The 20,506-nt window shown below is 25.0% G+C and carries 16 protein-coding genes; 10 read left to right on the top strand and 6 right to left on the bottom strand.

Translation table 4 applies throughout. The features are described 5' to 3' along the window. Nucleotides 1-35: 35 nt before the first annotated feature. Complete coding sequence (locus tag T401_RS06385; protein ID WP_033178550.1) at nt 36-1,886, top strand: MAG3240 family lipoprotein; 1,851 nt, start codon at nt 36-38, stop codon at nt 1,884-1,886. Further along, nucleotides 1,886-2,893 carry an HxHSH motif-containing lipoprotein gene (locus T401_RS06380; protein WP_033178549.1) on the top strand — a complete coding sequence of 336 codons (1,008 nt, stop codon included), beginning with the start codon at nt 1,886-1,888 and terminating at the stop codon, nt 2,891-2,893. Before T401_RS06385 ends, T401_RS06380 begins: the two co-directional genes overlap by 1 nt. A gap of 481 nt (nt 2,894-3,374) precedes the next feature. On the opposite strand, the gene T401_RS06375 is transcribed toward T401_RS06380, so the two are convergent. The 3 genes from T401_RS06375 to T401_RS06370 are packed head-to-tail and all read right to left on the bottom strand — an operon-like array spanning nt 3,375 to nt 5,876. Then, entirely contained in the window at nt 3,375-3,761 is a 387-nt protein-coding gene (locus T401_RS06375) for a hypothetical protein (RefSeq protein ID WP_052169625.1), read from the bottom strand. Further along, the gene (gene gltX, locus T401_RS0100560; protein WP_033178548.1) at nt 3,752-5,143 is read right to left on the bottom strand and encodes a glutamate--tRNA ligase; all 1,392 of its coding nucleotides are present in this window, start codon (nt 5,141-5,143) and stop codon (nt 3,752-3,754) included. The genes T401_RS06375 and gltX overlap by 10 nt, the downstream gene beginning before the upstream one ends. A 13-nt stretch (nt 5,144-5,156) precedes the next feature. After that, entirely contained in the window at nt 5,157-5,876 is a 720-nt protein-coding gene (locus T401_RS06370) for a hypothetical protein (RefSeq protein WP_033178547.1), read from the bottom strand. Between the two features lie 112 nt (nt 5,877-5,988). Here T401_RS06370 and T401_RS06365 point away from each other — a divergent pair, with 112 nt between their 5' ends. From T401_RS06365 to T401_RS06350, 8 genes are all read left to right on the top strand, one after another. Further along, nucleotides 5,989-8,010 (top strand): Mbov_0121 family peptidase domain-containing ABC transporter, encoded by a 2,022-nt coding sequence (locus T401_RS06365; RefSeq protein WP_084274522.1) that lies wholly within the window; start codon nt 5,989-5,991, stop codon nt 8,008-8,010. 38 nt (nt 8,011-8,048) lie between these two features. Next, nucleotides 8,049-8,501 carry an rRNA maturation RNase YbeY gene (ybeY, locus tag T401_RS0100545; protein ID WP_033178545.1) on the top strand — a complete coding sequence of 151 codons (453 nt, stop codon included), beginning with the start codon at nt 8,049-8,051 and terminating at the stop codon, nt 8,499-8,501. A 4-nt stretch (nt 8,502-8,505) separates the two neighbouring features. Continuing rightward, nucleotides 8,506-9,387, top strand: coding sequence for a GTPase Era (gene era, locus T401_RS0100540; protein ID WP_033178544.1), 882 nt, complete (start codon nt 8,506-8,508; stop codon nt 9,385-9,387). After that, on the top strand, nt 9,387-10,865 hold the full coding sequence (locus tag T401_RS06360) for a type 2 periplasmic-binding domain-containing protein (RefSeq protein ID WP_033178543.1): 1,479 nt from the start codon (nt 9,387-9,389) through the stop codon (nt 10,863-10,865). Before era ends, T401_RS06360 begins: the two co-directional genes overlap by 1 nt. A gap of 248 nt (nt 10,866-11,113) precedes the next feature. After that, nucleotides 11,114-12,496, top strand: a complete 1,383-nt coding sequence (locus T401_RS0100530) for an ABC transporter ATP-binding protein (RefSeq protein ID WP_033178542.1) — start codon at nt 11,114-11,116, stop codon at nt 12,494-12,496. Next, nucleotides 12,477-13,367, top strand: coding sequence for an ABC transporter permease (locus tag T401_RS0100525; RefSeq protein ID WP_084274520.1), 891 nt, complete (start codon nt 12,477-12,479; stop codon nt 13,365-13,367). The genes T401_RS0100530 and T401_RS0100525 overlap by 20 nt, the downstream gene beginning before the upstream one ends. Continuing rightward, nucleotides 13,360-14,211, top strand: coding sequence for an ABC transporter permease (locus T401_RS06355; protein ID WP_033178541.1), 852 nt, complete (start codon nt 13,360-13,362; stop codon nt 14,209-14,211). Before T401_RS0100525 ends, T401_RS06355 begins: the two co-directional genes overlap by 8 nt. A gap of 1 nt (nt 14,212) precedes the next feature. Further along, on the top strand, nt 14,213-15,826 hold the full coding sequence (locus tag T401_RS06350) for a hypothetical protein (RefSeq protein ID WP_033178540.1): 1,614 nt from the start codon (nt 14,213-14,215) through the stop codon (nt 15,824-15,826). 33 nt (nt 15,827-15,859) lie between these two features. Here the strand turns inward: T401_RS06350 and T401_RS06345 are convergent, their stop codons facing one another. From T401_RS06345 to T401_RS06335, 3 genes are read right to left on the bottom strand one after another with little or no spacing between them, the layout of a single operon-like run. Next, nucleotides 15,860-16,783, bottom strand: a complete 924-nt coding sequence (locus T401_RS06345) for a hypothetical protein (protein ID WP_033178539.1) — start codon at nt 16,781-16,783, stop codon at nt 15,860-15,862. After that, on the bottom strand, nt 16,770-19,934 hold the full coding sequence (locus T401_RS06340) for a DEAD/DEAH box helicase (RefSeq protein ID WP_033178538.1): 3,165 nt from the start codon (nt 19,932-19,934) through the stop codon (nt 16,770-16,772). The genes T401_RS06345 and T401_RS06340 overlap by 14 nt, the downstream gene beginning before the upstream one ends. Continuing rightward, nucleotides 19,934-20,299 carry a PTS glucose transporter subunit IIB gene (locus T401_RS06335; RefSeq protein WP_033178537.1) on the bottom strand — a complete coding sequence of 122 codons (366 nt, stop codon included), beginning with the start codon at nt 20,297-20,299 and terminating at the stop codon, nt 19,934-19,936. The genes T401_RS06340 and T401_RS06335 overlap by 1 nt, the downstream gene beginning before the upstream one ends. Nucleotides 20,300-20,506: the final 207 nt, after the last annotated feature.

The following is a 20,506-nucleotide window of genomic DNA, read 5'->3' as shown; positions in this document are numbered from 1 at the left end:
TAAAGTATAATAAAAATTGTAAAAAAGGATATATAATGAGAAGAAAATTACAACTTTTTATTGTTGGAATTATACCTAGTGTAATAACTCCTGTGATAACAATTAGTTGCACAAACAAGACTGCTTATTTAGATATTGATAAAATTTCTAGAAAATATCTAAAAAATTTAACTCCTAATCAAATTGTTTCTCTGCATAATAATGAGAAATTATTTTATTATTTTGAAGGACAAAAAAAGGTTTATTTTGATAATGCCATTATTAAAAATAATAAAATCCATTTATCAAAAAATAATCTTCAAAGTGAATTTGTTTTTGATTTCCACACTCAACAATATTGAAAACAAATTGTTAATCAATTAGATAACATAAAAATTATTGAAAATGATGATCTTTTAAATGTCAATGAAATGATGACAGAATATAGTTTTGATGATATTGACAATGCAAATGGTTTTAATGATGAATGGGTTTCTTTATTATCTTCAATTAAAAATAAGGATTTTGATCGGGTTAATGATCCTTATTTCTTTGATATGCAAACAATTATTTTTCGAATGATTCAAGATGCCAATACAAATTATTTTTTTATGAATCAAAGAAGAATGGTCAATAAAAATAATGAAGCAATTTTGCTAAGAGATTTTTTTAAGACATTTTATATCCAAGCCACTACCTGATTAGATAATGCACATTTAAAACAAAGAGAAATTTTCGAAACTTTTTTAACTTTATATTTAAACAAATTCAACATTAATGTATCCAAAGTTGTGATTGACTGAGACAATGCTAAAGTTGTTCAATCTTATTCACAATCAAGTGAATATATTAAATTTCAATTTAAAGATATTTTAGATTTTGAAAATAAATCAATTTTGAATCCACAAAATAGAAAGTTATCTTTTTATATTAACGGCTTTAGAACTTATCAAACAGATCAAAAATTTGGAATAGGACAAGAGGGTTTACAAGAAGAACTGCCATTATTTAATGAATATATTGAAAATCCATTATTAGAAATTGACGGCAAAAAATATCTAAATGTTGTTGACAACATTAACTATTTTATTAAAGGTGCAAAAAGTTTTGAATATTGAAATACCAGGGGATTAATGTATTTATTTCAAACTTTCAAAGATGAAATTTTCCATATTCAAATACCTGAGAATAAAAAAGATGAAGATGCTTATTATCAAGTAATAGATTTTAAATATACCGATTATTTAAAGACTGATCAAATATTAAAAGCAGTTGTAAGAGTTTACAAAAAAAACAACACTTATCAAGATTATGTATGACTAAGTTCTAATTTTGATGATCATGGGCACCGTTTAAAAGGAAGAATACTTACTTATAAAAATGAAAATGATTTAACTTCCAACGATTTTTATAATTATAAACCTGATTTAGGTCCAATACCTAATGGGATTTCGCTTCAAGAATTTTTAATTCCTAATTCAATTGCTTTTGATTTATTAGAAAAAGCTGGAAATCATTTAGAATCATCTTTTGAATATTGAAACAATGACATTCGAAGTAATTTTGAATCCTCTTATTTAAAAAATGATTCATATCAAATCAAATTGCTAACTGCTTTTATTAATAATTATTGATTATCTTATGCCCTTGAAACCAAAGAAAATCAAATCCGTTCTGGCATTAAACGAATTGATATTGAAATTTTAAATGATACTAACCAAATTGGCCGATTACATTTAAAACTGGATTTTATGTGCTATGCTAATGAAAATGATTTTGATTTTAAAAACAAAGATGAAACTAAAAAAGCGAGTTTATATTTATATTGAAATGGTTTTAAAGGATATGATACATCAATTGACAAAAAAATGTTTAGTATAGACAAAATAGAAATAAAGGATATTTAATGAAAAAGAAAAATTGATTATGAATAACTAGTGGAATAGTTTTAATGCCGCTTTTATCAAATATTGTTGCTTGCAAAAGAATTGATTATGAAGAAAACATTGATGATGACATAATTAAAAAAGAAGAAACCCCTAAATTTGTTTTTCAAAATGAAGCTGTAAAAGAATTAGAAAAACTTTATGAAAGGGACATTCTTCAACTTTATGTTGATATAAAAGCAAATTACCGTCAGTATCGTTTGGAATGAGTGGATTTAAAAAGACATTATAATATCCTTAAAAATAAATTAAAAAATCTTGCTACGGAACAAACAATTGAAAAAAATCGTCAATCTTTATTAAATTTTGTTAGAAATTGGTTATCTAATAATGCTAATGAATTACAACATAATCCTTTTGCCCTGTTTTTATATAAATATACATTAGTATTTCAAGATGTTGATGCAGTTTTAGTAGATATCAATTTGGTTTTCGAATCAAAAGAATTTTTGCAATATTTAAAAACTATTGATGATCGATTATCTGGCAAGGACATTAATTTATCTTTATTTCAAAGAGCAATAAATGCTGTTTGATTATTCGTAAAACAACACATTTATGATGCTCAAAAATTGACTACTAAAGCTGATTTAAATAGCTTAAATGTTGATTCAGACAAAAACTCCCATAATCATTCTCATGCAATTATAAATTTGACTAATGAACTAGGCTTATGACATCAAAAAATGATCGAAGAAAAAGCCAATCAATATGAAGAATTTAAAAAAGAATATGAACAAAATACTAAATTAATTATTGACAATATTAATCATGTACAATGACAAAGAAACTTCAAAATTATTGATGAAACTTTTTTGAAAAATGATTCATCAACTACTAATGAAATTCTTTTAAAAAGTGAATTTCTAAAAAGGGGGGAGATGATTGTCCAAAGTTTAAGAAAACAATTATTAACTATTGCAAAACATGAAGGTTTAAGCGAATCTGAATTAAATTTAAGTTATTAAGAAAGGGAGAAGATCTAATCTTTCATAATTAAAATATAAAGTAAAAAACTTGAATCCTAAGATTTTAATTAATCTTGGAATTTTTATTTTTTTTAAAAAAGGTCCATGAAAAATGATGCCAACCAAAGGATAATAATGGTAGTTCATTGAATTCAATCATTTAAATTTTGGGGTTTCATGTTATTTATTGGCATATTAATTTCGCTTAAAATTATCTAAAAAGTTTTTAAATGTCTTTCATGTATTATCCGTCTTTAGCAACAATATAATATAAATGCCTTAAAAGAGATGTGTTAAAACTACAAATATCTCCATAATAATAAACAAATGCAAAACCACCTAGAACCACAAATTTATTATCAAAATAAAAAAATATAACCTTAAATCAAAATAAATTCTTTATAAATAAATTTAGGATTTACAATTTTGCAATAAAAAAATGCTTTAATTTGTTAAAGCATTTTATATATAAGCTTTTAATTTAAATGTTTTTTGTCTCAATTACAACTGCATTTGATGTAATAATTTGATCATCAACTAGGATGTCGTAATTAAATTTAATTACTTCTTTACTCATAAAAACAGATTTTAAATATCAATCAAAAAAGATGTCTTTAACCGGATTTTTAAATAAACCTTTTTCGCGGTTTTGCAATGTCATATGAACTTTTTGTTCACCATATTTAAAATTAATTTCATCTGAAGATATTTCTAAATGGTGGTGTGTATTTGTTTGATCAATAAATTCAATAACTAAAAACTTGTCTTTAACTTCTTCAGAATAATCAATTCAATCAGTTTCAAAAATTTGTTCTGGTTGATCTTTCATCATATTAGAAGAAGAAATTGATTGAAACTTTAACTTCATTTTGCTAATCTTTCAAATACTAATTCTTTTCCAAAAAGATAAATTGCTTTTGCTAATTCTGGCCCATGTTCTTCATATGTGGTTGCTATTCTTATTGGCATAAATAAATTTTTACCTTTAACATTTAACTTAATTTTAGTTTCGTCAATTGCTTCTTGAATTGATACAATGTCAAAAGTCTTTGTTTTTAATATGTCAAAAAAACATGAAACAACATTAGTTTTTTCAAAAGGAATATCTAATTCTTTTTTAGGTTCTAAATACATTTTTAAGTGATTTTTAATTTCATTTATAGTTGCTGATTGTTGTTTGTAAGTATCAACAAATAATTCATTTCATGATTCATCTTTTGGTGAGTCTAATTTATTAATAATGTCTAAATTTGGCACATTTTTCATATATTGTTTTGAAAATCATTCCATTTTAACAATATCAAATTTCGAAGGGCTTTTTGATAATCGATCAGGATCAAATTTCTCAATTAATTCTTCTTTATTCATAACTTCACTTGCATCAGCTGCCGTTCAACCCAATAAAGCTAAAAAGTTAAAAATGGCTTCTGGTGAATATCCTTCATTACGATAATCCTCAATAAATTGTTTCATTGTTTTATCACGTTTAGACAATTTTTTGCCTTCCATATTAGTAATAATTGTTAAATGTCCAAATTTAGGAGGAATTCAACCAAATGCTTCGTAAATTGCCAATTGTTTAGGGGTGTTAGTAATGTGTTCTTCACCTCTTAAAACATGACTAATAAACATTTGATGATCATCAACTACTACTGCAAAATTATATGTAGGATAACCATCACTTTTTAAAATAACAAAGTCCCCAATATCATCGCTATTAACAGAAATATTACCTCTTACAATATCATCTCATTCATAGATTTTGTTTTTTGGTAATCTTAATCTAATTGAATATTCTTTGTTGGTTAATCTTCTTTGTTTTTCAGCTTCGGAAATTTGTAATCAATTAGGATCATATCTAAATGAAGCTATGCCAGCTTCTTCTTGTTCATGGTGTTGTTTGGCTAATTCTTCAGTATTTTCAAAAGCTTTATAAGCCAAGCCTTTAGCTTCTAATTGATCAATTAATTCATGATAAATAGCAAGTTTTTCAGATTGTCTATAATTTCCACAAAGTGGATTAGGTTTTAAAGGGCTTTCGTCAGGAATTATTCCTAATCAAGCAAGATTATTTAATTGGCTTTCTTCTCCACCCACAACATTTCTTTCAACATCAGTATCTTCTAAACGGAAAATAAAATCCCCTTTATAATGTTTGGCAAATAAATAGCAAAATAATGCTGTTCTTGCTCCCCCGATATGTAAATAACCTGTTGGGCTGGGAGCATAACGTGTTCTTATTTTATTCATATTAATAAACCTCTTATTCTCTTTCGAAAGTAACAACAATAGGATCAATTTGGTTTTTCCAATTTTGACCACCTTCAAACATTCCTGGTAAAACTGGTCATCAAGCTTTTTCTAAAGTTGTAAATGTCTTATTAAAAAATTGATCAGATTGTTTGGCAAATTCTTCAAATCCATTAGCTAATTCACCGTCTTTAGTTACATAATAAATTGTGAAAAACAAGATGTTTTTCTTATTTAAATGTTGTTTATAAAAAGATTTGCTGGCTGCATAAGGATAATGTTTGGCAAATTCTTCACCGGTTCAAGCACCAATTCTAAAGTCATAATTAGCACTTAAATTACCCAAATTAAAGTATTTATCATATGTTGGAAGAAATTTTGCTGGCTTATGAGTATTATTTACTTTTTCAAAGCCGGTCTTCTCGTCTTTTAAAATGATAAATTCTCCATTTTCATCTCTTAATTTTTCACCGTTTTCACCTTTTTTATAAACATAAATGTCATAAGCTGGGTCTTCAGGATGAATTGGGTTAGGGTTTAATCTTACAAAATCATGAAATCAAGATGCACTTTCAGGAATTTTAAAGATTTTTTCTTGTTCATCATATTTCAAGTTTTCTTTTTTTACTTCAATTGTTGGATATTTAGCACATGAAATAACAGTTAATGGAACTACCAAAGTTGAAATGCTAGCCAATGTTAATAATATTTTTTTCTTAATTGAATTTTTCATAAATAAAATTATAACATTAAGCACCATTACAAAAATTAATATTTAATTTTATACTTTCTCATTTTTTTCCTATTTTAAAAACGAAAAAAATAAGAAGAGAAATAATTCTAGTATGAGAATAAAATTACAAGACAATATTAGGAATTGTGGTCTTTGTTGCTTACAATCTATGCATAAAAAATATTTTAAAAAATGAATCGACATAAATTTTCTTTCTCAAGAGGTAAACTATTCTGATAAGGGAATTTCTATAAATGAATTAATAAGGCTAGGAAAAACAATTGGATTAATTTTAGAGCCTCTAAAGGGCAATTATCAATCATTTCTTAAATTGAAAAATACAGAACCAATGATTTTGCTATTAAAAAATAATGGTTATTTTCACTATGTTATTCTTCAAAAAAGGACAGAAAACTATTTTGTTTTACTTGATCCAGCTAAAGGAAGAATTATTTTAACAATCAATGAATTGGAACAACAATTTACTGGTATCTTAATTAAAATTAGTCCAATAAAAGGTTTTCAATATTCACATTACGAAAAAAGTGTAATAGATTTAGATTTAATAAGTATAAAGAAATATTTTTTCATTTTTATTTTATCTTTGATTTTGCAAGCAACCTTTTTTGCAAGTTCCTTTTATTTTAAGCTGATTATTGATAAAGTATGAGGCTTTGCTAATTATGAATTTTTGTTTAAATTGACTATTATTTTTATATGAATAAATATTGTTAAAATCCTTGCCTCATTTTTAATTAATTTATTAAAAAAGCGAATTGTTTTAAAAATATGAAGAAATCTTTTAGAACAAATATATGAGAAAATAATGTTTTGTCAATTAAAAAATAAAGAAAATCTCAATATCGGAGAATTTATACAAAGAATAGAAAGCGTTCCTGTTGTTGCTAATTTTCAAACAAACATTTTTATTTTAATCTCAATTAATTCGATTTGCAGTTTGGCTATGATTGTTATTATGAATTTTATATCTTGAAGATTATTTTTAATTGGGTTTTCGTTTATTTTCAGTAATTTTTTAATCAGTTTTATTTTCAAAAATAAATTAAAGCGTTTTTATAATTATTCCATTAACCAAAATATTGAAATTATGAATAAAAATATTGAAATTTTCAATAATTTCATTGAATCTAAGAATTCATCTAATCAAAAATATAATTTCGAAATATATCAAAGAAAAATTGATACATTTTTTAAGTTAAATAATAAGTTTTTGAATAAAAATAATATAAGAGCAATTTTAAAACAAGCAATTCAGAATTTTAGCAACTTGATGATTATTTTCATAGGAAGTTATCTATCAATTAAGACTTCTTTAACATTGGGTAATCTCTTACTTTTTACTTCCTTTTTTTCATATTTAAATTCTCCTATTGAAACAATTATTGAAATAATGTATAGTTGAGAAACAAATCAGATCTTTGTTTCTAAAATTAGAAGTATTTTGGATTGAAAAGATGAGGAAGAAGATTCATATATTTTCAATGAAAAAATAGAAAAGATTGAATTTTTCAATGTCGGTCTTTCCAAGGGAAATAAAAAGATAATCAATAATTTAAGCTTTGATTCTACTAGCCATATGATCTTATCTGGAAAAAATGGTTCGGGTAAAACTACAATATATAAATTAATTTATAAACTATACAAGCCCAATACAGGAGAAATATTTATAAATGAGAAAAATTTATCATACTTCAACAGTAATTCTTGAAGAAACCATGTTTTTATTAACAACAATGACCTAAATTTAAGAAATGACACAATATTATCTATTATCACTAACAATGAACCTTATAGAGTAGAACGATTTTGCTATAACTTTCAAAAATATAATTTAGAACAAATCTTTAAAAGATTTAATTTATATTTAGATAGAACAATTTTAAGAAGTGATACTGAATTATCATCTGGGCAAAAACAGTTAATAAATATCATGTCATTATTTACTAAAAAGTATAAGCTAATCTTATTGGATGAAGCCTTTGAAAACATTGAAAATGAAGCCTTTGACTTGTTAAAATTGGCAATCAAAGAAGTTCAAGATGAGGCATTTTTTATAGAAATTAGTCATAATAATAAATTTATTAAAAATGGTAAGGAAATTAAATTAATTTAATTTGTCATTTTTTTTGTAATCTTATATAATTTTGAAATATGAATAATTTAAACTATAAAAATAAAAGTTTCCATTCATTTAAATTTAAAGAAGATTTCTTAAATATACTAAAAGAAGCACAAATAGAATTCGACACTAACAAAGATTTACAAGTGGATGTCTTATTTGTAAATAAATTTAAAATGAAAAAATTAAACAATCAATTTAGAAATAAAAATTACACAACAGACATTCTAAGTTTCCCTTTAGAATGTGAAAAAGAATTAAATTTTTTAGGTTTTTTACCGTTAGGACAAATTATTATTTCTCCTTGAAAAATTAAAAAACAAGCTAAAGAATTTAATCATAGTTTAAGAAGAGAATTCTGCTATATTTTTGCTCATGGAATAGCACATTTATTTGGTTTTGATCATCTAACCAATGAAGAAGCAAAAATTATGAATAATCACGTTGAAAATATTATGAAAAGATTAAATATAACAAGAGGTTAGTGAAATGAAGGTTTGTGTTGTTGGTCTAATTGGTAGACCAAATGTTGGTAAAAGTACTTTATTAAATAATATTTTGAATTATGATCTCTCAATTGTATCAAATTATGCTCAAACTACTAGGGACGATATAAAAGGCATTTATAATGAAGAAGATTTTCAAATAATTTTTATAGATACTCCTGGCATTCATAAAGGTGAATTTGCCTTATCAGAAAAATTGAATCAAAAGTCTTATTCAATTTTGCAAGAAGTAGACTTAATTTTATTTTTATCACCCGCTAATGAAAAAATTGGTAAAGGTGATCTTTGAATTATTAATAAATTAAAAGAAAATAATGTTGAAAATAAAATTGCCTTGATTAGCAAAATTGATTTAGTGGAATCTAAAGAACAATTAGATGAAAAAGCTAATGAACTAAAGAAAATGGGATTTGATACCGTTTTAGGAACTGGTTTAAGTTATAATCAAACTTTTTTAGATGTAATAAATGAAATAAAAAAATATGCTTATGAATCTGAACCACTTTATCCAATTGATCAAATTGGAGATGTTTCTATGAGATTTATGGCAAAAGAAATTATTAGAGAAATTGCAATTAAAAATTTATTCAATGAAGTGCCGCATTCCATTGCTGTAGAGATTAATGAATTTAAAGAACAAGAGAATACAAGACCATATTTAATTGATGCTACAATTTATGTAAAAAGAGAATCTCAAAAAGGCATTTTAGTTGGTAAAAATGGAAGTAAAATAAAAACCATTTCAATGAATTCAAGATTAAAAATGGAAGAACTTTTTCAACACCGAATTTTTCTTACAACAAAAGTTAAGGTGAATGAAAATTGAGTAGATGATTTAAATAAAATTAAAAAAATGGGGTATTAATGAAAATCAGAAGTTTAAAATACTCACGTTTTGTTATTAAAATATCAATCATAATAATTGGTATTATTTTCTCTTTTTTACTTTTTGCTGGAATCTTAGCTTTTAAATTAACAAATCCTTACCATGTAAGTATTTATAATTATGAATCATATTTAAATAAAAAAATTATTGATAAAGTGAAGAAAAAATATTCATATCATGTTTTTACTGAGATCAATGAATTTACAAAGGCAATTAATACTGAAAAAACAGTTGCTGGAGTTGGTAGTGATCATCAAATAGCGCAACTAATTTTGGAAAATAAAATAAAGAAAATCAACTTTAATAAATTATTTAATACTCAAAATAAAGAAGAAATTTATAGTTTTTATTCTCCGATTGTAAGACAACATTTAGATAAATTTGATAATTGAATTATTGAGAAAATCAAAGAAATAAACCCTAATAATGAGGAATTAAGAGGAAAAAACAATCGGTTATTAAAACCTTATTTAATTTATGATAAAAATAAAAATATAATTGGCCCTGAAATTGATGGCAAAGAAGGTTGCGATTTTTATTGACAATATATTATTCCTTATTTTATTCAAGATAAAATTATTGCCTATAACATCAATACTTTTTATCGCCCACATTTAAAAAATGTTGAAAACATTCATTTTGAAAATACTAATTGAGATACTATTTTAAAAACCTTAATTAATCAACATAATTATAAGGGCGTTTATTGAACAAATTCCTTTTTAGATAATGCAATGATTGGGCAATTTTTTGCTACTGAAACTAATAAGAAAAACTATTTAAATAACAATGTTTTAGAAAATATAACATTGCAAAATTACAAAGAAATTTTTGATTATTTTGCTGATTTTGTTTTAGATTCAACTAATAATAGTATTAAGCAAAATAACTTCAATAAATTAGTAACCAATGGTTTGGAATTAGTCAATCAAATTATTGAACCAGCAGGTACAAAAGCTGATATTGCTATTATGTATAATGGTGATACATTGGATGCTTATTATCCTAAAGACAATTTTGATAAATTGGACAAAACACAAATTGACTTTGTAAGACCAAAGAATAACTATTTATTATTAGACGGTTGAATTATTTCTAAAAGTATGTCTGACGATGAAAGTGATACCTTATTGGAATTTTTAAATGAGACAGTTTTTAAAGGCTTTGGGTATCGAGCATCTGAATTAGAAAAACTTTATAACGAATACAATAATTTTGAATTTCTTCCAGCAATAGCTAATTTTGATGCAGTTAATTACACGCCGGCTTATTATGAAATAAATGAGTTTCTAAAGAAACATTATTTCTTTGATGATAATGGACTATTAGATACTAAAGCAATTGAAATTTTTGATATTGAAAATCAACACAATATTATCTATCAAATCTTTCAACCAATCAATTTAAAACTAAGAACTGACATAATTGATTATTATTACCAAAAAACAAAATCATAATCCAACATTTTGTTGGATTTTATTTAATAAAATATTTATTAAATATTATAATTTTAACTATGCTTAAAAGAGAGAAATGCAAACAACTACAAGATATGAAAATTTGCTTCTTTATGAAGTGATATTTTTTGGCATTTCCTACATTAAAAAGATTTATAACAAAATGTTCACAACATAATTACGATTTAGCCCTCCTTTAGAGAAACTTTTTTAAGTTTCTTAAAAAAATTTTAAAAGAAAGGATAACAATGGAAAGACATATTAAAAAGAAAGAAATTATTAAACCAGATCAACCAATTATTGAATTAGTTGATGTTGTTAAAGAATTTGATGACAAACTGGTACTTGACAATGTAAATATGCAAATTGAACCTGGGCAGTTCATTACATTATTAGGTCCTTCAGGTTCAGGTAAAACTACCATCCTAAGAATCATTGGAGGGTTTGAATGAGTTACTCGTGGTGAAGTTAAGTTCTTTGGCAAAGATATTAAAGATTTAGCACCGCATAAAAGAGATGTTTCAACCATTTTTCAAGATTATGCTTTATTTCCTCATTTAAATGTTGAAAATAACATTAAATATGGTTTGAGACTAAAAAGAATTCCAAAAGAAAAACCTTCAAAACTTATTTTAAATAAACTAAAAACTAAACAAGCTAAATGAACAAAAATTGCACAGGAAAAATTTAAAAAACTTGATCTTGAAATTGCTGAATATCAAAAAATTATTGATGATCCTAATTCAACTGAAAAAGAAAAGGAAAAATATCAAGAATGAATTGATGATTTGGATTTCGAATACTCATACTGAGAAAACTATGTTGATTTAAAAACTAGTGAATATGAAAAAAAATATTTAACCAGACCGATTAGTAATGCTGAGATGAATGAAAAAGTTAAATCAATCATGCAAGTCGTTGGTCTTGAAGGTAATGAAAAGAAAAATGTTAATTTCCTATCAGGGGGAATGAAACAAAGGGTTGCCTTAGCTCGTTCTTTAGTTATTGAACCAAAAATCTTGTTATTAGATGAACCTTTAAGTGCCTTGGATGCCAAAATTCGGGAAAAAATGCAAAGACTTTTAAGAGATATCCAAAAAAATTTAAATTTAACTTTTATTTTTGTTACACACGATAGAAATGAAGCCCTACAACTTAGCGATAAAATTGCTGTTATTAGAGACGGTAAAGTTGAACAATTCACTACTCCAAAAGAACTATATGACTATCCAGTTAACAAATGAGTAGCTAACTTTATTGGTGATTCAAACTTCTTTAAAGCAACTTTTGTTGAACCTAATAAAGTTAGATTTTTAAACAAGAATTTTTATACTATTCATGACGAATTTGAACCAGGTGAAGAATTAGATGCACTAATCAGACCTGAAGATATGTATATTGCTAGAAGCAAACATACTGGTAAATTAAAAGGTGAAATTGTTAAAGCAACATATGGCGGAAGCTATTATTACTATGAAATAAAAGTCAAGGACCAAATTCTTTTTGTAGAAACCCCAAGTAAACATAATGAGGGTAAAGAAGTTTATTTAAACTGAGATGATGATGCAATTCATTTAATGAAAAAAGATAAGAAAATGGAAGAATTAGAAAATGATACAACTCTTGCATAAATCATTATCCAAAAAACAAAAAACCCTTGCTAATAATAAAAAGAAGAAAAATGGTTCTTATAATAAATGACAATTAAGTTTGTTAATTCCTTATGCTGTTTTTGCCATAATCTTTATTATATTGCCAATGATATTAATCTTTGTTTATGCTTTTAAACCATTAGAAGGTCAGAGCACTAAATTAGAAAATTGAGAAATCATTGGAAAATCATCAACTTGGAATATTATTGCTAGATCAATAGTAACAGGATTGTTTGCTTCATTAGTTGCTTTAATTATTGGTTTTCCTTATGCATACATTATTTCAAGAAGTAAATCAGCTATAACAAAAACCTTAGGATTAAGTTTAATGCTTAGTCCCTTAGCAATTTTCACTATTTCTAAAGCTCTTGCTTTAAGAGGATTATTTTCAGCAATCTTTGATGAAAATAGTTTAAATAATTATTTCTTTATGGTGTTCGGAATGGTTTATTTATTCCTGCCATTTATGGTAATGCCGCTTTATTCAGTTTTAAAAGACATGCCAAACAATATATTAGAGGCATCTGAAGATTTAGGTTATTCTAAATTTAAAACTGTTTTTACAGTCATTTTGCCTTATAGTGCAAAAGCCATTTTAAGTGGATTTGGTATTGTTTTAATGATGGCTTCCACTTCAATTATCATCTCTGATAAATTACTACCAAATGGTAGCCAAAAGCAATTAATTGGTAATTTAATCAATCAATTTGCAAATACTGCTAATCCTTTTGATTTAGCTTCAGCTTCAACATTGGTTATTATTACTATGGTTGTTTTATTATCATTGTATGGAATTATTTATGGAATCCCTTATTTAATTACTAAATGCAAAGGGGGTAATAATGAATAAATTTAAATCAATTTTAAAATATTCTTATATTATCTTGATTCTATTATTCTTATATGTTCCAATTATTTTTGGAACTATCTATAGTTTCAATGAACCATCTGCTAAAGGGACTTTTTCAGTAACAACTTGAAATAGAACTTCATTTTCAGCTTACCGTGAATTATTTTCTAAATCACACGCTTTAGCATTTGTTAACTCGTTTTTATTGGGTTTTGCAACATCTGTTCTAGTAATTATTTTCTCTTTATTAACTGTTTTTGCTTTATGAAGACAAAAAAATAAAACAGCAAGATCTTTTGTTCAAACTACTTCAAATATTCCTTTAATTAATCCAGATGTTATTACCGGATTAACACTTGCTATTGTTTTAAATTTAATTTTTATTGGAACACTCAAGGCAACTGATGAAGGTTTCTTTAGAGCCATCATTGCCCATACTGTAATGTGTTTACCTTATGGAATTTTAATAATGTTACCTAAGAGCGACAAATTCTCAAAAAATATCTTTGAAGCTAGTCAAGATTTAGGTTATTCTAAATTTAAAACTTGATTTAAAACTTATTTTGTTTATATGTTAGGACCAATTGGTTTCACTTTTATCATTACTATGGCGTTGTCATTTGATGACTTTATTATTACTAGAATTGTTTCTAACACAGAAACTTTAGGAACACAATTATATGAAGGTCAATTCCAAGCTTGATCATTAGCAATTGGCGCCATTTCACTTCTTATTGTTATATTTGGAAATACGATTTATGCTGCTTACCATTCTAGCCAAAATTACAAAAGAAAGAAAGCTTTACAACTAATTAAAAAACCACTAGTTGCTTTAAAACGTTAAAATGAATAGACGAATTTGAAAAATTTTAATTTTTGTATTTCCAGTCGTTTTAATACTTCTTGTAGTGATTAGTTTTATATTAATTAAAAGTTTGCATGTCTATCGCCCAAGTATATACAATTATGAATCTTATTTATCGCCTTCAATTATTAACAAAATTAAGAAAAAATATAATTACAAAGAATTTAAAGAAGTAAATGAATTTACCCAAGCTTTAAATGCTGAAAAGGCTATTGCTGGGGTGGGTAGTGATTTTCAAGCTGCTCAATTAATAATTGATAATAAAATTAAAAAAATTAATTTCGAATTAATCTATGGTGAAGGTGCAAATGATTGAAATAAAAGAAAATTATTATATCGCCCAGCCATTGTTAAACATATTGAAAACTTTGATCAATTAATTTTTAAAACCATTTTAAATGGTAATACTCATGCTAAGGTTTTAAACATAGAAGAAATGACATATGATGTAGATAATGATAATGTTGCTGATCACATCTACGATTACATTTTGCCTTATTATTCACAAGATAAGGGAATTGCTTACAATATAAATTCTGAAATTAGACCAGAATTAAATGTTAATGGTGCTTTAGAAGCTTTAAAAGACCAAAACCTAAAATTATCTTGAGAAGACATTGTACAAAAACTAAAGGCTAATAACTATAACCATTTTGGTTGAACCAATGCTTATTATGATAATTTAATGATTGGGGCTTTTTATGGTAAATTCAAAACACCTAATGTATTTACTGATCAAAATTACAAAACAGCTGTTGATAAATTTATTGAATTTGTAGAAATTGAAACTGGTAATAGCATTAAAGACACTAAATATAATTTCACAAGCGGTGATGGTTTAGAATTATTAAGTCATTTAATTGAACCTAAGCCTAATCGTTCTGATGCTGCAATTTTATATAACGGGGATGCTTTAGATGCTTATTTTTCAGAGGATAATTATGCTTCAGTACCTAGTGGTTCAATTAAATTTATTAGACCTAAAGATAATTATTTATTGTTAGATTGTTGAATTATTTCTAAATTTTTAAGCGATGAAGAAACTGCGAAATTCTTAAAGACCTTAAAAACTAATATTTATCAAAATAATTTTGCTTCCAATAGTTATGAACAAAACTATAAAAACATTGAAAACATTTTCTTTAAACAATTTAAAAATGAATTGAATGATGAAATATTTAATCAGGAATTAGAAAAACAACTTACAATTCATAAAAATGACGAAAATTTTAGTCAACAAGCAATACAAAATGATTTAAATGATTTTAAAGAGGCTTTAAAGCAAAATGATTTGGTTAAATTATTGGAACTTAGAAATCATGAAAATGCTTATTTTGATGAATTATTTTCAGAAATGTTTGCAAATTCTAATTCAGGTGAAATTTTAAATTTTGATTATATTTCTTATACTCCAGTTGATATAGCAACATATGATTTTATTAAAAATTGATATTTTGCTGGTGATGAAATAGCTTTATCAATGTATGAACAACCTGAATCTGATTCGGAATATAAAGTTTATCCTTATCCAATTATTGATACTTCTTTAAGAACTAAAATTGTTTCTTATTATTTTGAAAGAACAAAATCATAAAAACAGCCAATTAATAAAATGGCTGTTTTTTTGTTAAATTTCTGTTTTAGGAACTACTTTTGAACTGTGATGAATAACCTTATCATTAGAAATATATTGACCATAACGGTATGTCTTGCCTTTTAATTTGATATCAAAAATACCTAATTTATAAGCCTTACAATCAAAACTTAAAGCGTAATTTTCATATTTTAATTTAGAGGTGAAATAAAAGGGTAAAAAGCCTTGTAAATCTAAATTTTGAGGTTCAAAATATGATTGAAATACTGTTTCTCGATCATATCAACTATTTCAAATATCTGGTTTGTTAATTTCTTCAATAGCTTTTTCAATTGTAATTCCTTTACCAATAAAATTAAACTTAACATCTTGCACTAATTTGGAAGCTTCTTCTTCAGTAATAAAGTTCTTCGTTTGTTCATCAACTTGAAATCCTCTTAAAACGATTTTTGGTAAAACAATAAAATCCTTAGTGCTTTTTTTGTTTCTTAAAAGAATATCTAAACAAATTGAATTACCATCAATTCCATTAATTATTACGTTTTTGATTTCTGTATTGTATATTTCTTTAACATTATCTTTTAAATCTAAATTAAAAGGTTTAAAAACTGGGTTATCTAGTGTCGGATTTATTAATACTTCTTTAGCAAAATCAATTGGTTTACCGTCGTAATGGTATTCAATTGGTTCTATTTGTTTTAAATAGTCAACAAATTCTGATTTTTTTAAAATATTAGTTTCCTTTTTTCAAATGACCATATTATTAATTGGTTTAGGAATTCCAAAAGCAATTCCTAACACAGTTGCAATTCCAACTGCTGATAAACTAGCAAATAAAATACTCTTAATTTTTTTAGATCTTGTTTCTTTAACTGCAAGTTTTTTATAACGAACTTGATCTTCAGGTGTTACATCACGGGGATCAATTTGATCTCAAGGATTTTTATTCTTCTTCATTTGTTCCTTCTTCAATATTTTTGTAGCTCATAACAATATTTCTTAGTTCGTTCAAAATTAGCTTTTTATTGATTGGTCAATCAATTTTAGAAATAATTTGAATTGGATATTTTTTTGAATTTAAAAATTTAACATTATCTTTAAATTTAATATATTCTTGATAATCGTTTTTATATTGGTAATTATCAATAATGAAACCCTTTAATAATTGTTTAGTCTTTTTGTTAGTTATTACAATATCTAAAGATTTGGTTCCAATTGAGTAATTAGGAAGAATTTCAATAAATTCACTTGCTGAAACAATGTCTACCATTTCATTAATAATTTGGTTTTTGAATTCGGAATTATGTGCAATTGATAATGTTTTAGTCATCTCAATTGTTTCTTTATTGTCATCTAAATAATTTTTTTGTTCTTCTACTGATAAATCCAAGAATTTCAATCACTCTTTAAATAAAATCATATCAGTTGTTGACCGCTCATTAATTTCTACATCATCAGCATAAATAGATTTAACAACAATAATTTTTTCTTTAGCTCTTGAAATGGCCACATTTAAAGCGTTTTTCCCACCCTGTCTAGCAACATATGTACCATATAAAGAAGTATTATGATCATAAACAACTGACATAATAACCAAATCAGCCTCATCACCTTGAATATTTTCAATGTTCTTTAAAGAAATTTGTTCGGAAACCAATGCTTCTTCTAATCTAGGTTCCTCATTGAAAATCTTGTTTACTAAATAATCTTGTTGCTTAGAGTTGAACACTAAAATAATAATTTTCTTGTATTTTTCAATATAAAGTTTTGCTAATTCAAGTACTTTTTGTCCTTCTTCTTCATTCATACTATTATTTCAAGAACCATCTACTTGAATAACTTCAAGTGGTTTTTCATCACTTAAACTAACTTCATAATTGTCAATTACATCTAATTTAGAATCATAGAAATGCTTAGAACTAAAAGTCATTAAAGCTGCTTGTTTTGAGCGATAGTTTTTGTCCAATAAAATTGAATAAACCCCTCTTGCTGTTGCATAATCTAGCAATGATTCAATATTGCCAAAATCATCTTCTTCATCAAAGTTATAAGAAACTGAAAATCATCTTGTCGGTTGCATTTGTTGATTATCGCCGGCCAAAATTTTTCTTTTAGCTAAATACAAAATTGGAATGCCTTTTTCAATAAATACTTGTGAAGATTCATCTAAAATAGCATAATCAAATTCTTGCTTGCCTCACATTGATAAGTCTAATTCAGGCGTAGTTACAATGATTGGGAATAATTTTTTAATCATTTCCTTGTGTTTGTGAAAAAACTTATAAGGTTTTAAATGACCAGTTCGAATAGCCATAGCAAAAGCATTATATTGTTTCTTTTCTTCTGGACTGAAATCATTCATTTTTTCAATAATTTTTTGCAAAATCATTTTGGTTAAAATGACATCATTATTCAAATCAACTGTTTTTTCTTTTAACATTTGTTTATAATAAATGTCCACTTTTTTGACTGATTCATAATCAATTAAATCGATGTATTTTAGTGCTTCATCAATGTCAATTGTAAATAAGCTTGGTTCTTGTAATAACAAATCAGCCATATCTTTAATTGTTCTTGGAATGATTGTTAATAAATTGGGTTTTTTACCATAATTTACATAGTACAAATGCTTTCTTAATTCTTTTACATCATCAAATTCATGATTAATTTTATACATTAAAGCACGATCCAAGTGTTTTAATAATTCAAAACCTTCATCTGTTAAATTACCATGAACTATAGCACCATAAAAACTTAAAATGTTATCAAGATTTTGAACTTCTAAAATCTGATTTAAATTATCAACATAAAGTTGGTCTTCTTCACTAAATATTTGATAACTTTCTTCTAAATTATTAATTCTAAAATTTTCTAATAAATAAATAAATTCTTTTAAAGGCTCATAAAAAGTTTCTTGCCTTAAATTCTTGTCATTTAAGGCAAATAAACAAAATATAGAAATCTTTTTTAATCTTTGTTTTAAAACATCTAAGGCAGCTTTTTTTTGCGAAACCACTAAACCAGTAAATCCTCTTGCAATAATGTTGGCTATTAAATTAGAAATAGTTTGTGATTTACCGGTACCTGGAGGACCTCAAATAATAGTATCTTGATACAAACTAGAGACAGTAGCAACATCTTGAGAAAAATTAGTATTTTGAATTTTGTACAATCTAAATTTATTATCAAAAATAACGTGTTCTACTTTTTCACGATAAGTGTTTTTATTAAAATCAGGGTTTAAAATATCGTCAAATTCATTATTTTCAATTATTTTCTTCATTTGGTTTCATAAATAACCTGAAGAAACGTTATAAAATCCAATTACAATACCAGGATGAAAATTAATTGAAGAATTAATAATAGTTTCTTGGGTTAAATTAGGAATTTTTTGTTTAATGTCTTCAGGCATTTGATAAATAGGATTTCAATTACGTTTAAAATATTCGGCCACTTCTTGAATGGTTAAATTACTAAAATCAAAATTATCTACATTTAATAAAAAACCTTCTTGGCCTAAAAAAGTAACTAATTTACTATTAACTCTTATATCAGATTTTGAAGTTAAATGAACTAAAGAATTTTTTATTTCTAAATTGATTTCTTTAAAGAACAATGGAGCATAAATAACCTTTTTTTCAGTTTTAACTGATATGAAAAAGAAACCAATATGCAATGGTCAAATGTTTGTTTCAATATTAATATTTTGGGCTTTGTTTAAGATTTTCTTTCACTTAACAATTGATTTTTGATAATCAGTTTCTAATTTACAAATTAATTCTTCTTTTCCTTTTTCTAAATTAGAAGTTAATAATTTAAAAGTATTATCTTGAATTCTCATGTTGTATTCTTTAAAAATCTCAATAATATCTCTTTTAGAATTTGCTTCTTTAACTTTTTCTACAAGTTCTTTGTTACCTTTTTCTGATAACACACATTTTATTTCATAATTGGTATAAATTTTATCAAACGTTTCTGAGCCAAAAGCCTTATAAACATCAAAGAATTTGTCATTATCAATTGTGCAATACAATGAAGAATCAAAATTATCAATGCTTAATAAGTTTGCCATTAATGTTTGATATTTTATATTTTGTTTATCATTCATTATTTAATTTCCTTTAATACTAATTCTTCTAAATATTTAGCAGTATTACCCACTACTAATGAAATGCTGTTTTTTTGAAATGCTATTCCGCTTACACCATCTAAGTTCTTTAAATTTTCAATATTTATATCTTGTCTATTGTTGAAAAAAACTTTAATAATTTTTTGTGAAGAACTTACATTATTAATATTTTGTTTACCACCCAATGAATTTAAAAATGCTTGAAATTCAAAAGATAATTTGGTTTCAACTGTTAAGTAATTTTTAGATTCTGTTTGTTTGAATTTTCTTTTTCAATAAATACAAATGAAACCTAAGGTAATAATTATTAAAAAAACATACAGTGCTTTTTGTTTCTTTGTCATTCTTGCTCCTTTAATTAATTAATATTATAATTAATTTTAGATATTTTTTAGATTAGTTATTTACTAGTCTTTAAATTCGAAAATTGTTTATACTTATAACAAGATTGTAAAATATTGAGAATAAAGCACTTTTTTAAAATAAATTGGATTAAATTGTCTTAAAATGAAAAGTGCTTTTATTTATTGTATTAAAATTATATAAGTTTA

The organism is Mycoplasma anseris ATCC 49234 (genome assembly GCF_000702805.1).
Lineage (GTDB): Bacteria > Bacillota_I > Bacilli_A > Mycoplasmatales > Metamycoplasmataceae > Metamycoplasma > Metamycoplasma anseris.
The sequence above is the reverse complement of the archived record's forward strand: the minus strand, read 5'-3'. Positions and strand labels throughout refer to the sequence as shown.